Source organism: Curtobacterium sp. Arg-1, from assembly GCF_025643395.1.
GTDB classification, from domain to species: Bacteria; Actinomycetota; Actinomycetes; order Actinomycetales; family Microbacteriaceae; genus Curtobacterium; species Curtobacterium poinsettiae.
The window spans coordinates 2092196-2105409 of sequence record NZ_CP095731.1; the positions used below are offsets into that span (position 1 = coordinate 2092196).

The following is a 13214-nucleotide window of genomic DNA, read 5'->3' on the forward strand; positions in this document are numbered from 1 at the left end:
CGGACTGAATACTCGCCGGGCACTCCAACAGCACGCTCAGTGGTGCAGCACGTGCTCGGTCCCGACGACGGGATCCAGAGGGATGAGCCTGTGGGATCGGACGGCTACAGTCCGAACCTCTGCCCCCGTACCACCGGAGTGGCACTCTGTCCTCGACGCAGCCGTGCTCGAGGACCAGGACGTAGGCCCGGCAATGCTAGCAGCATCCAGCCCGGCGCAGAAGCACCGACACTAGTGACCGCGTGTGATCTTCCGGAGTCGTTCGAGCCGCGGCCCGACCTCTCGCTCGTACCCGTTGGCCGTCGGGGTGTAGTACTCGGTGCCCTCGAGGGCGTCCGGCAGGTACTGCTGCTCGGCGACCCCGTGCTCGGCGTCGTGCGAGTAGACGTACCCCTTGCCGTGCCCGAGTCGCTTCGCCCCGGCGTAGTGCGCGTCGCGCAGGTGCATCGGCACCGTGCCCATCCGCCCCGCCTTGACGTCGGCCATCGCCTGGTTCACCCCGTTGTAGGCGGCGTTCGACTTCGGTGCCGTCGCCAGGTAGACGACCGCCTCGGCCAGGGGGATGCGACCCTCGGGCATGCCGATGAGCTGGACGGCCTGCGCCGCGGCGACCGCGATGGACAGCGCCTGCGGGTCGGCCATGCCGATGTCCTCGGACGCGGAGATGATGATCCGCCGCGCGATGAACCGGGAGTCCTCGCCGGCCTCGATCATGCGGGCGAGGTAGTGCAAGGCTGCGTCGACGTCGCTCCCCCGTACCGACTTGATGAACGCGCTGATGACGTCGTAGTGCTCGTCGCCCTGTCGGTCGTAGCGGAGCAGGGCCCGGTCGACGGCGGCGGCGACGGTGTCGGCGTCGACGACCGGCACGGTGTCGTCGTCGTCGTCCTGCGCCGCGGTGGCCGATGCCGCAGCGGCCTCGAGCGCGGTGAGGGCGCGTCGGGCGTCACCGGAGGCGAGCCGGATGATCGCACTGCGGGCTTCGTCGCCCAGGACGACGGCGCCGCCGAGGCCCCGGGGGTCCTCGACCGCACGGTCGACGAGCATGCCGAGGTCGGGATCGGTGAGTGGTTTGAGCGTCAGGAGCAGCGAGCGGGAGAGCAGCGGCGAGATGACCGAGAACGACGGGTTCTCGGTGGTGGCGGCGATCAGGATCACCCACCCGTTCTCGACGCCGGGCAGCAGGGCGTCCTGCTGGGCCTTGCTGAAGCGGTGGATCTCGTCGAGGAACAGCACCGTGGTCGACCCGTACAGGTCGCGGTGGGTCAGTGCCTTCTCCATGACCTCGCGAACGTCCTTCACGCCGGCGGTCACGGCGGAGAGCTCGACGAACTCGCGGCCGGACTGGCGTGCGATGGCCTGCGCCAGCGTGGTCTTCCCGGTGCCGGGCGGACCCCAGAGGATCACGGAGACCCCGCCGGGGTTGTCACGCGTGCCGGTGGCGAGCTGCACGAGGGGTGAGCCCCGCCCGAGCAGGTGCTGCTGGCCGGCGACCTCGTCGAGGCTGGTCGGTCGCATCCGGACGGCGAGCGGGACGGAACCCTGCGCGAGACCGGCGCGACCACCCGTGGTGGGCGCGTGCATGCCCGAACGATCCGCTGCCATCCTGCAATCGTAAGCCGCACCACCGACGCACGCCGCGCCTCCGAGCCGGTGGCGGTGACCGTTCGGCTACGCTCGTTGCACACTGCGACGAGAGGGCAGACCAGCACCGTGGCACCGAAGAACCCAGCGCGTGACAACCGTGAGGCGCGCGAGCGGCTCCGCCTCTACCAAGCCCGTCAGGGCCTGCACGAGCGGCAGCGCAGCCGCCGTGTGCGCGACAACCTGATCGGTGCAGGCGCCCTCGTCCTCGTCGCGGCCCTCGCCACCGGGTCGCAGCTCGCCTTCGCCGGGTCGCGGGGGTCGGACGCCCCGACACCGAGCACCTCCGCGTCGTCCACGGCGACGCCGTCGGCCAGTGCGACGGCCGGCAACACCGGCGACGTGCCGAGCAAGTCGATCGCGAAGGGCGCGACCTGGACGGGCACGCTCACGCTCAACAAGAGCATCGACCTCGGCATCGAGCTCGACGGGGCGAAGGCACCGCAGGCCGCGAGTGCCGAGATCTCGTTGATCCGCGACCAGTTCTACAACGGCACCACGTGCCACCGACTCGCCGACAGCGCCGGTCTGAAGTTCCTGCAGTGCGGATCCGCGAACGGCGACGGTACCGGCGACGCGGGCTTCGAGTACGGCCCGCTCGAGAACGTGCCGAAGGACGGCGTCTACGAGAAGGGCACGATCGCGATCGCTCGGTCGGACTCCCCCTACTCGCAGTCGACGCAGTTCTTCATCGTCTACGGGGACACCACGCTCGACGGCTCCACAGGCGGCTACACGGTCGTCGGGAAGGTCACGAGCGGCCTGTCCGAGCTCGAGTCGGAGATCGCTGCGAAGGGCATCGCGTCCCCCGGCAGCGACGGCACCGGCGAGCCGAAGGTGGCGACGAAGATCACCGACGCGACCATCGCGGAGCAGAAGTAGTCCACAACCCGTCGCACCGGTCGGGCGGCGGAGCCCGTCCGTGCAATAGGCTGACGACCTGACCGTGCCGACGGTGACGTCGGCGATGCACGACCACGATCGAGGCGAGACCTGTGGGATCTGACGAAGCAACGACCTGGGGGCGGGTCGACGAGAACGGGACCGTGTACGTCCGGTACGAAGAGACCGAACGTGCTGTCGGTGAGTACCCGGACGCCACCCCTGAAGAAGCACTCGCCTACTTCGCGCGGAAGTACGCCGACCTCGAGGGGCAGGTGAAGATCGCCGAGCAGCGCGTCCAGCGCGGCGCGTCGGCGAACGACGTCGCCCGGACGGTCGAGCACCTGACGGCCCTGGTGGCCGACGCACGGGTGGTGGGCGACATCAAGTCGCTCGAGACCCGCGTGGGTGTCCTGGCCGAGCAGCTCGGCTCGCTCACCAAGGAGCAGGCAGAGCAGGCGCAGCAGGCCCTGCAGGACGCGCTGGCGCACCGCACCGCCCTGGTGGAGGAAGCCGAGGCACTCGCCGCGGTCGACCCGGCGCGCGCGCAGTGGAAGCAGATCACGGCGCAGCTCGACGACGTGTTCGCACGCTGGCAGCAGCACCAGCACGACGGGCCCCGGATCCCCAAGAACGAGGCGAACGACCTCTGGAAGCGGTTCCGCGCAGCGCGATCCACCGTCGACCAGCACCGTCGTGCCTTCTACTCCGAACTGGACGCACAGCACCGTGACGCCCGGACCCGCAAGCAGGAGCTCGTGGCGCAGGCCGAGGCCCTCGCACCCCGCGGCTCCGACGCGATCCCGGACTACCGTCAGCTCCTCGACGACTGGAAGAACGCCGGGCGGGCGGGCAAGCGGCACGACGACGCACTCTGGGCGCGCTTCAAGGCCGCCGGTGACGTGCTGTTCGAGCAGCGCCACGCCGAGAGCGCGGCCGAGAACGAAGAGTTCTCCGCCAACCTCGAAGCGAAGCAGGCCCTGCTGACCGAGGCCGAGCCGCTCCTGCAGGCGACCGACCGGGTCGCCGCGCGCAAGACCCTGACCGGGATCCAGCGCCGGTGGGACGAGATCGGCAAGGTCCCCCGCGCCGATGTCCGTCGTGTCGAGGACCGCCTGCGCGCGATCGAGGACCACGTCCGTGGGCTCGAGGACGCGCACTGGAAGGAATCGAACCCGGAGCGCAAGGCCCGTCAGAACGGTCTCGCGAGCCAGCTCGAGGACGCCATCGGCAAGCTCCAGTCCGAGCTCGCCGCGGCCCAGGCCACCGGTGACGCCCGGAAGATCAAGGACGCGCAGGAAGCCCTCGACGCCCGCAAGATCTGGCTCGACGCCCTGGGCGGCTGAGCCGCAGCACCACCCACGACGCCCCCGCGACCGGAACGGTCACGGGGGCGTCGTGGTGCGGGCCGAGCACAGCGTGCAGGCCGACTCAGCGTGCAGGCCGGATCAGCGTGCAGGCCGGATCAGCGTGATCGCGGGGACGGCGGACACGCGGCTCAGACCGGCGCGGGCAGCCCGAGGAGCAGTCGGATGTCCAGGTCGTCCTGGCGCATCTGCGCGGCGAGCTCGTCCATCGACGAGAACTTCACCATGCCGCGAACGTACGACACGAAGAGCACCGAGATCCGGTCGCCGTACAGGTCGATGTCGACGTCGAGCAGGTGTGCCTCGATCTGCTTGGCCGGCACGCCCTCGAACGTCGGGTTGTTGCCGACCGACACCGCGGCCGGGTAGACCGTGCCGTCGTGGAGCACCCGCGCAGCGTAGACACCGTCGGCGGGGACGAACCCCTCGCACGCCGGATCGAGGTTCGCGGTGGGGTACCCCATCGCGCGGCCGCGCTGGTTGCCGTGCACCACGACGCTGCGGACGGCGTGTTCACGCCCGAGGAGCCGTGCGGCCTCGGCGACGCGGCCCTGGCCGAGCAGCTCACGGATCCAGGTGGAGGACACCCGGCGCTCGTCGTCGGGTCGGACGTCGTCGATCAGGTCCACGTCGTCGATGAGCTCGACCGTGAACCCGTGCTGCTCCCCCAGGACACGCAGCAGGGAGACGTCACCGGCGCCCTTCGCGCCGAAGCGGAAGTCACTGCCGACGAACACCAGGCGGGCGTGCAGGGTGTCGACGAGGATCTCGGACACGAACGCCTCGGGCGACTTCGACTGGAGTTCCTGGTCGAAGCGGAGCAGCAGGGTCGCGTCGACCCCGGCGTCCTCGAGCAGTTCGCGGCGTTGCGCGGTGCTCGTCAGGGCCGGCGGGACGTGCGGTGGGTCGATCACGTTGAGTGGGTGCCGGTCGAACGTGACCACGGTCGCCACGAGGTCGTGCTCGCGCGCGGCACGCTCCAGGTGCGCGATGACGGCTCGGTGCCCGACGTGCACACCGTCGAACTTGCCGATGGTGACCGCACTCGGCCCGAACCCGTCCGCCACGTCGGCGGTGTCCTCGTAGAACTGCACGGCGGCCCCTACTCGCTCGCCGGGGCAGTGGACGAGGACGCAACCGGTGTCGGCTCGGCGACCGCGGTGCGGTGGTGCTTGCGGAGCCACCAGAGCCCGGCGATCGGGAGCACGAGCGGCGCGAAGGCGTAGCCCATGCCGTAGTACGACCAGATGGTGTCGTCGGGGAACAGCTGACGGTCGAACAGCGACAGGGTGCCGATGACGAGCACCCCGGTCATCTCGAACGCGATCGTGACGCAGGCGACCCGGTACCAGAACCGACCGGGCACGATGAGGGCGATCATCGCGACGATGTACACCACCGCGGCGACGGCGCTGAGCGTGTACGCGAACGGTGCGAACGAGAACTTCTCGATGATCTGCACGACGCTGCGTCCGGTCGCCGCCAGCGCGAGGATGCCGTACACGGCGATGAGGACGCGGCCGATGCCGGTCGCGAGTGAGGATCTGGTCGCCATTGCACCGATTCTACCGACGCGCGGCTGCGCGCATGACCTGCGACGTCAGTTCAACGCGAACCAGATCTGGTACATCCGGTAGACCATCACCGCGACGGTGAAGGCCCCGGCGCCGAGCACCACGGTGCTCCACTTCGTCCGGTCGATCAGCGCCCACACGACCGCGGCCGGTGGGACGAGCAGCACCGACACCGCGTACACCCCGAACTCGAGTGCGTTGCCGTCGGGCGGGCTGCCCGTCGCCGGCAGCACGATCGAGATGACACCCTGCACCAGGAGCAGCAGCTCGATCAGCACGAGTGCGCCGACGGTGTAGTCGTTCGGCTTCCAGCCGACGAACCCCACGACGACCGCGAAGAGCCCCACCACGACCGCGAGCACCAGTTGCACCCACATGAACCACTCGATCACGCGCGCGCTCCGGTCTGCGAGGAGGACGACGCACCGGGCGCCGGGAAGTTGGTGATGACCCGGAGCAGCCCGCGCCGGACGGACACCAGGCCCACGAGCCGGTCGTCGGAGGCGGTGACCGCTGCCACCGGCCCGTCCGAGTCGGGGTGCTCCGCGGCGACGCGCTTGCCGTCGGTGAGGTCCTTCGCCGACGCGGCATCGAGGGTGACGGAGGAGAACAGTCGGCGGGCGATGTCCGCCGGACGTGCGAGCGCGGCGCGGACGTCGACGGCATCGTCCTCGAGGTCGATCGCGTCCTGCACGTCGAACGGTCCGACCCGGGTCCGACGGAGCGCGACGAGGTGTGCGCCGGTGCCGAGCGTCGCGCCGACGTCACGGGCGAGCGCACGGACGTAGGTGCCCGAGGAGCAGGTGACGACGACATCGAGGTCCACCACGGCGACGTCCGTGCCGTCCACGGTGACGGTCCGGTCGTTGCGGTTCGTGACGTCGAACTGCGAGACGGTCACCGTGCGGGACTTGAGTTCGACCGCCTCACCCTTCCGCGCCAGGTCGTAGGCGCGGCGCCCGTCGACCTTGATCGCACTGACGGTGGACGGGACCTGGTCGATCACACCGCGCTGTTCGGCGACGGCAGCCTCGACGGCGGCCTCCGAGACGTCGGCAACGGCCACACCGGGAGCCGTGGTGGGCGTGCCGTCGGCGTCGTCGGAGTCCGTCGACACACCGAGCCGGATGGTCGCCGTGTACGTCTTGTCGAGCCCCACCAGGTGCGTGAGCAACCGGGTCGACGGCCCGATGCCGAGCAGGAGCAGCCCGGTGGCCATGGGGTCGAGGGTGCCCGCGTGGCCGACCTTCTTCAGGCCGAGTCGCCGGCGGGCGATGGAGACCGCCCGGTGGCTGGAGATCCCCTGCGGTTTGTCGACGAGGAGGATGCCGTCCGGCGCGGTTTCGAGCACCAGGAGAGATTACCAGCGCCGGTCAGCAGGCGTCGTTCCACTCACGGCGGGGGTGCTCGGGATCGGTGACGTCGAGCACCGCGGAGGCCGCGATCTTGACGTCGGCCCGGCGCTCGAGCCGCCCGGCTTCCTGCTCCACCCACAGCGACCAGCGCCACAGGGTGCGGACCCCGGGGGCGAGGAGGCCCCGCCCGTGCACGATCAACACGCCGTCGCCGGCACCGGTCGTGCGGAAGGGCGTGACCAGATCAGCCCGGAGCGTGTCCTGGTCGGCCGACGGCGCAGCGGCCGCCATGGCGGAGACCCCGTGCTGCTCGAACCCGGAGACGAGCGCGGCGGCGACCCGTTCGAGGTCGGTGCCGTCCTGCCCGTCGATGCCGATGACGGTGCGGTTGGTGCCGACCTGCGCGATCGCCTCTGCAGCGATCGCGGCCATCGTGTCGGTCTCTTCGGGTGCCCAGCGTGCCATGCGTCCACCGTAGGCTGTCGTGGTGAACGCGAGTCGGGCCTCCAGACAGAATGTGGACAACCCGACCGCGGGAGCCGGTGTGCAGGAACCGGCCACGCCGGAACGGCCCGACATCGCCACCCCGCTGATCGCGTGGTTCCGGCAGCAGGCGCGGGACCTGCCGTGGCGCCGCCCCGGCTTCCCCGCCTGGGGCACCCTGGTCAGCGAGATCATGCTGCAGCAGACGCAGGTCGCGCGCGTGATCCCCCGTCTGGAGGCGTGGCTCACCCGGTGGCCGACGCCTCGCGACCTCGCGGACTCGCCTCCGTCCGAGGCGGTGCGCGCCTGGGACCGGCTCGGCTACCCGCGACGCGCGCTCGCGCTGCACGCGGCGGCGACCGCGATCGCGACCGACCACGGCAACGTCGTGCCGCGCGACGTCGACGCCCTGCTCGCGCTGCCGGGCATCGGCGACTACACCGCTCGCGCCGTCGCGGTCTTCGCGTACGGCGACCGGCACCCGGTCGTCGACGTCAACGTGCGCCGCGTGCTCGCACGGGCGGTCCTCGGCCAGGGCGAACCCGGGCCGGCGAAGGCGAAGCAGGACCTCCCGCTGATGGAGTCCGTCCTGCCGGTGGACCGTGACGACGCCGCGGCCACGAACGCCGCCGTGATGGAGCTCGGCGCCCTGGTGTGCGTCTCACGCTCCCCCGCGTGCGACGCCTGCCCGATCGCGGACCGCTGCGCCTGGCGTGCTGCCGGCTACCCGGAGCACGACGGACCGCGGGCACCGCGCCAGGCGAAGTTCGCCGGCAGTGATCGGCAGGTCCGCGGCCTGATCATGGCCGAGCTGCGCGCCAGCGACGTGCCGGTCACCCGGTCCGAGATCGAACCGGTGTGGCCGGACGCAGACCAGCGCGACCGGGCGCTCGCGTCGCTGCTGCGTGACGGACTCGCCGTCGGCGACGACGCGAGCGGCTACCAGCTGCCCGGGGTCTAGGAACGGGCTTCGGCGGCGCCGTCGTCCTCGGAGTCGTCGTCCTCGTCGTCCTCGTCGCGCTTGTACGGGTCGGCGTCGCCGGCGTACGTCGCGCCGACCGAGGCCGCACGGACCTGCTCGTCGCGCACCTGGGCCTGCACGAGCAGGTCCTCCATGTGCGCCGACGTCTCGGGCAGGGCGTCCGCGATGAACTCCAGCGACGGCGTGAGCCGGGCGGTGATGTTCTTGCCGACCTCGGACCGGAGCATGCCGGTCGCGGCCTTGAGCGCCGCTGCGGAGTCTGCGCGCTCCTCGTCGGTGCCGTAGACGGTGTAGAAGATCGACGCGTGCTGCAGGTCACCGGTCACACGGACGTCGGTGATCGTGACGAACCCGAGTCGCGGGTCCCGCAGACCCTTGTCGAGCCGGCGTGCGACGACTTCCTTGATGCGGTCCGCCATCTTGCGTGCGCGCTGCGGATCGGCCATGTGGGTGCCTCCTGAGGCAGTGGCGGGACGCTTCCCGCCGGTGGTCCTGCGTGGGAAAGGGGTCGGGCCCCGGCCTCCCGCGTGGGGAGGCCGGGGCCCAGAGGAGTCACGCGATCAGTCGCGCGGCTTCTCGACGAGTTCGGTCGTCTCGACCTCGTCGCCGATCTGGATGTCGTTGAACTTGCCCAGACCGATACCGGCTTCGAAGTCCGTGCGGACCTCGGTCACGTCGTCCTTGAAGCGACGCAGCGACTCGATGGCCAGGCCATCGGCGACCACGACGCCCTCGCGGATGACGCGCGCTTTGGCGTTGCGCGTGATCGTGCCGGAGCGGACGATGACACCCGCGATGTTGCCGAACTTCGAGGAACGGAACACCTCGCGGATCTCGGCGACGCCCGACTGGACCTCTTCGTACTCGGGCTTGAGCATGCCCTTGAGGGACTGCTCGATGTCGTCGAGTGCGTTGTAGATGACCGAGTAGAAGCGCACATCGATGCCTTCGCGCGCCGCACGTTCACGGGCCTTGACGTCCGGACGGACGTTGAAGCCGATGACGATGGCGTTGTCGATCGTGGCGAGGTCGATGTCCGACTCCGTGATCGCACCGACACCGCGGTGCAGGATGCGGAGCTGGACGCTGTCGTCGACCTCGATGTCCAGGAGCGACTGCTCGAGTGCCTCGACGGCACCGGAGACGTCACCCTTGATGATGAGGTTGAGCGACTCGACCTTGCCCTCTTCGAGCGCACGGGTGAAGTCCTCGAGCGAGATGCGCTTGCGCGACTTCGCCAGCAGGGCGTTGCGCTCGGCCGCTTCACGCTTCTCAGCAATCTGACGGGCCGTGCGGTCTTCTTCCGTGACGAGGAAGGTGTCACCGGCGCGGGGCACCGAGGACAGACCCTGCACCTGGACCGGGCGGCTCGGCGTCGCAGCCTTGACCGCGACCCCGTTCTCGTCCGTCATCGCACGGACACGGCCGTACGCCGTGCCGGCCACGATGGCGTCACCGACGTGGAGCGTGCCGGACTGGATGAGCACCGTGGCGACTGCACCGCGACCCTTGTCGAGTCGGGCTTCGATCGCCACACCACGTGCGTCCTTGTCGGGGTTGGCACGCAGGTCGAGACCGGCGTCCGCGGTGAGCAGCACGGCGTCCAGGAGCTCCTGGATGCCGATGTTCTGCCGCGCCGACACGTCGACGAACATGACGTCGCCGCCGTACTCCTCGGCCACCAGGTTGTACTCGGTGAGCTGCTGGCGGACCTTGGCGGGGTTCGCGCCTTCCTTGTCGATCTTGTTGACCGCGACGACGATCGGCACACCGGCCGACTGCGCGTGGTTCAACGCCTCGATGGTCTGGGGCATGATGCCGTCGTCCGCCGCGACCACGAGGATCGCGATGTCCGTCACCTGGGCACCACGGGCACGCATGGCCGTGAAGGCTTCGTGACCCGGGGTGTCGATGAAGGTGATCGGGCGGTCGATGCCCTCGTGCTGGGCGACGATCTGGTACGCACCGATGTGCTGGGTGATGCCACCGGCCTCGCCCTCGACGACCTTCGAGTTGCGGATCGCGTCGAGGAGGCGGGTCTTGCCGTGGTCGACGTGACCCATGACGGTGACCACCGGCGGCCGCTGCTGCAGCACGTCGTCGTCTTCGTCCTCGAGTTCTGCTTCGAGGTCGATGTCGAAGCCCTCGAGGAGCTCCTTGTCCTCGTCCTCGGGCGAGACGATCTGGATCTTGTAGCCCAGCTCGTCGCCCAGGACCTCGAACGTGGCCTCGTCCAGCGACTCGGTCGCGGTCGCCATCTCACCGAGGTGGAACAGCACCGTCACGAGGTTGCCGGGCATGGCGTCGATCTTGTCCGCGAAGTCCGAGATGCTCGCACCACGACGGAGTCGGACGACCGTGTTGCCGTCGCCGCGAGGGACCTGCACACCGCCGAGCGACGGGGCCTGACGCATCTCGTACTCGGCGCGCTTCGTCCGCTTCGACTTGCGGGCACGGCTCTTGCCGCCACCGCGACCGAACGCACCGGCGGTACCACCACCGGGGCCACGACCACGGCCACCGCCACCGGCGGGACGCGGGCCGCTGAAGGCCGGACGCGGGAAGCCGCCACCGGCACCGCCGCCGGCACCCGGACGTGCACCGGGGCCGCCACGGCCACCACCCTGGCCCGGGCGCTGCCCGAAGCCGTTGGGACGGTTGCCCTGACCGGGACCACCCGGACGCGGAGCACCCGGACGGGGCGTGCCCGGACGCGGGGGCTGCGGACGTGGGATGCCACCGCCACCGGCTGCGCCGGCGGCCGGGCGCTGGCCCATGCCCTGGTTGGAGGAGTACGGGTTGTTGCCGGGGCGCGGCGGGCGCGAGCCCATGCCCTGGTTCGACGAGTACGGGTTGTTGCCCGGACGTGCACCCGGCTTGGGGCCACCCGGCTTCGGACCGGCCGCCGCGGGAGCCTTCGGGCTGCTGCCCGGCTTCACCGCGTCGGACTTCGGTGCCTCGTCGGTCGAGTCGCCGGCCTGCGCGGCGGCCTGCTGCTCAGCGGCCTGCTTCTCGGCACGGGCCTTCTGCGCGGCCTCGGCCTCGGCCTGCCGCTGGGCGACGGACTTCGGTGCGGCCGGTGCCGGCACGTCGGCAGCGGGTGTTGCCGGGGCCTCGGGCTCCGGCGCGGGGGCCGGACGAGCCGGACCCGGACGGGGGCCGCCGGGCTTGGGTGCACTCGACTTCGGCGCGCTGGCCTTGGCGGGTGCGCTCGGCGCGGACGCCGAGTCGGCGGGCTTCGACGCGGGGACGCCGTCTGCCTGCAGGGCGGCACGGAGCTTCCGTGCCACGGGGGCTCGATGCTCGAGCTGGCACCCCGGACGAACTCGCCGAGCTCCTTGAGCTTTTCGAGTGCGGTCTTGCTGTCGACGCCGAGTTCGCTTGCGATCTCGTGTACGCGTGGTTTAGCCACTGTTCTCCTTCACGGGTCCCACCCCGTGAAGGGGCAGGACTCAATGGATGACGGGTCTCACTTCGAGCCGCTCATCAGTTGTCCATAAGCCGTTCAGCCTGTTCTGTCATGTCCGGGCGCTCGGCCGGTTCCTGTGGGAGACCGGCGATGTGGTCGAGCACCGCGGACGTGTCGGGATCGCGATCCAACCGGAGCGCACGGCGGAAAGCCCTGCGCTTGACGGCCAGATCGTAGGCATCGACGGTCGGTGTGAGCCATGCTCCCCGGCCCGGCATGACTGCCTTCGGATCCGCCACGACACGGCCATCGCTCAGGGCGACGACTCGGAGGAGGGAGGATCGGGAAGCGCGACGGCGACTGCCGATGCACGTTCTGACGGGAACCACTCTACTCCTTGCCTCGGACGTGCGCGATCCGGCGCGCCCTCGAGGGGCACGCCGGGGGCGAAATCGTCCTAGTCCACGCCGTCCAGGATGGAGTCCGGCTGGATGTCGATGCGTGCACCGGTGAGCTTCGCGGCGAGGCGGGCGTTCTGGCCTTCCTTGCCGATCGCGAGCGACAGCTGGTAGTCCGGCACGAGTGCGCGGACGGCCTTGGTCGAGGCGTCGAGCACGAACGCGCTCGTCACCTTGGCCGGCGACAGGGCGCTCGCGACGAACGACGCCAGGTCGGACGAGTAGTCGACGATGTCGATCTTCTCGGCACCGAGCTCGTTCGTGACGGACCGGACACGTGCGCCGAGCTCGCCGATGCAGGCGCCCTTCGCGTTGACACCGGGCTCGTTGGCCTTGACGGCGATCTTCGTGCGGTGACCAGCCTCGCGGGCGAGGGAGGTGATCTCGACGACGCCGGACGCGATCTCCGGGACCTCGAGCGCGAAGAGCTTCCGGACCAGGCCCGGGTGCGTGCGCGAGACGGTGATCTGCGGACCCTTGTTGCCGCGGGCGACACTCGTCACGTAGACGCGGATGCGGGAGCCGTGCGTGTAGGACTCCCCCGGCACCTGCTCCTCGGGCGGCAGGATCGCCTCGATCGTGCCGAGGTCGACGTGCACCATCTTCGGGTTCGGGCCTTGCTGGACCACGCCGGCGACGATGTCGCCTTCCTTGCCGCGGAACTCGCCGAGGATCTTGTCGTCGCCGATGTCGCGCAGGCGCTGGTTGATGACCTGCTTCGCCGCGAAGGCCGCGATGCGCCCGAAGTCGCTCGGCTGGTCGACGGCTTCACCGATGACGGTGCCCTCGTCGTCGAGCTCGGGGACGTAGACACTGACCTCGCCGGACTTGCGGTCGAGCTCCACACGCGACTGCGCGTGGGCCGGCTCGCCGTTCTCGTCGGCGTGCTTCTGGTAGGCGGTCAGGATGGCAGATTCGATGATCTGGACGAGCTCGTCGAACGGGATCTCCCGCTCGCGCTCCATGAGTCGCAGGACTGCGAGATCGATCTTCACCGAGGTGCCTCCGTATTCAGATGAGTCGCTCCTGCGGGGTGGAACTGCGCAGAAGTCGGCCACAA

General features: G+C 70.3%; 13 protein-coding genes and 1 pseudogene. 3 read left to right on the top strand and 11 right to left on the bottom strand.

Annotation, left to right across the window (positions count from 1 at the left end):
* Positions 1 to 231: 231 nt before the first annotated feature.
* Positions 232 to 1584: a replication-associated recombination protein A gene (locus MXD64_RS10015; RefSeq protein ID WP_017887165.1), complete on the bottom strand. Its 1353-nt coding sequence runs from the start codon at positions 1582 to 1584 to the stop codon at positions 232 to 234.
* Positions 1585 to 1713: 129 nt separating this feature from the next.
* Here MXD64_RS10015 and MXD64_RS10020 point away from each other — a divergent pair, with 129 nt between their 5' ends.
* Positions 1714 to 2526: a peptidylprolyl isomerase gene (locus tag MXD64_RS10020; protein ID WP_017887164.1), complete on the top strand. Its 813-nt coding sequence runs from the start codon at positions 1714 to 1716 to the stop codon at positions 2524 to 2526.
* Between the two features lie 113 nt (positions 2527 to 2639).
* Positions 2640 to 3872 (top strand): DUF349 domain-containing protein, encoded by a 1233-nt coding sequence (locus MXD64_RS10025; protein ID WP_017887163.1) that lies wholly within the window; start codon positions 2640 to 2642, stop codon positions 3870 to 3872.
* 152 nt (positions 3873 to 4024) lie between these two features.
* On the opposite strand, the gene MXD64_RS10030 is transcribed toward MXD64_RS10025, so the two are convergent.
* From MXD64_RS10030 to MXD64_RS10050, 5 genes are read right to left on the bottom strand one after another with little or no spacing between them, the layout of a single operon-like run.
* A complete protein-coding gene (locus tag MXD64_RS10030; protein WP_017887162.1) occupies positions 4025 to 4987 on the bottom strand; it encodes a bifunctional riboflavin kinase/FAD synthetase in 963 nt (320 codons plus the stop codon).
* Positions 4988 to 4995: 8 nt separating this feature from the next.
* The gene (locus MXD64_RS10035) at positions 4996 to 5448 is read right to left on the bottom strand and encodes a hypothetical protein (RefSeq protein ID WP_017887161.1); all 453 of its coding nucleotides are present in this window, start codon (positions 5446 to 5448) and stop codon (positions 4996 to 4998) included.
* A 45-nt stretch (positions 5449 to 5493) separates the two neighbouring features.
* Positions 5494 to 5859, bottom strand: a complete 366-nt coding sequence (locus tag MXD64_RS10040; RefSeq protein WP_042540201.1) for a hypothetical protein — start codon at positions 5857 to 5859, stop codon at positions 5494 to 5496.
* Positions 5856 to 6818 carry a tRNA pseudouridine(55) synthase TruB gene (gene truB / locus MXD64_RS10045; RefSeq protein WP_140448102.1) on the bottom strand — a complete coding sequence of 321 codons (963 nt, stop codon included), beginning with the start codon at positions 6816 to 6818 and terminating at the stop codon, positions 5856 to 5858. The genes MXD64_RS10040 and truB overlap by 4 nt, the downstream gene beginning before the upstream one ends.
* 22 nt (positions 6819 to 6840) lie before the next feature.
* Complete coding sequence (locus MXD64_RS10050; protein WP_052481889.1) at positions 6841 to 7287, bottom strand: hypothetical protein; 447 nt, start codon at positions 7285 to 7287, stop codon at positions 6841 to 6843.
* A 52-nt stretch (positions 7288 to 7339) separates the two neighbouring features.
* Here MXD64_RS10050 and MXD64_RS10055 point away from each other — a divergent pair, with 52 nt between their 5' ends.
* On the top strand, positions 7340 to 8266 hold the full coding sequence (locus tag MXD64_RS10055) for an A/G-specific adenine glycosylase (RefSeq protein ID WP_374101234.1): 927 nt from the start codon (positions 7340 to 7342) through the stop codon (positions 8264 to 8266).
* Here the strand turns inward: MXD64_RS10055 and rbfA are convergent.
* The 5 genes and pseudogenes from rbfA to nusA form a co-directional block, all read right to left on the bottom strand.
* Positions 8263 to 8733: a 30S ribosome-binding factor RbfA gene (gene rbfA, locus MXD64_RS10060; RefSeq protein ID WP_042540197.1), complete on the bottom strand. Its 471-nt coding sequence runs from the start codon at positions 8731 to 8733 to the stop codon at positions 8263 to 8265. The genes MXD64_RS10055 and rbfA overlap by 4 nt on opposite strands.
* Before the next feature lie 114 nt (positions 8734 to 8847).
* Positions 8848 to 11577 (bottom strand): translation initiation factor IF-2, encoded by a 2730-nt coding sequence (gene infB / locus MXD64_RS10065; RefSeq protein WP_411512245.1) that lies wholly within the window; start codon positions 11575 to 11577, stop codon positions 8848 to 8850.
* 53 nt (positions 11578 to 11630) lie between these two features.
* Positions 11631 to 11699: pseudogene (locus tag MXD64_RS17850) on the bottom strand (hypothetical protein); the annotation flags it as partial.
* A 74-nt stretch (positions 11700 to 11773) separates the two neighbouring features.
* The gene (locus MXD64_RS10070) at positions 11774 to 12085 is read right to left on the bottom strand and encodes a YlxR family protein (protein WP_042540193.1); all 312 of its coding nucleotides are present in this window, start codon (positions 12083 to 12085) and stop codon (positions 11774 to 11776) included.
* Positions 12086 to 12153: 68 nt separating this feature from the next.
* Positions 12154 to 13149 (bottom strand): transcription termination factor NusA, encoded by a 996-nt coding sequence (gene nusA / locus MXD64_RS10075; RefSeq protein ID WP_263136373.1) that lies wholly within the window; start codon positions 13147 to 13149, stop codon positions 12154 to 12156.
* Between the last annotated feature and the right edge of the window lie 65 nt (positions 13150 to 13214).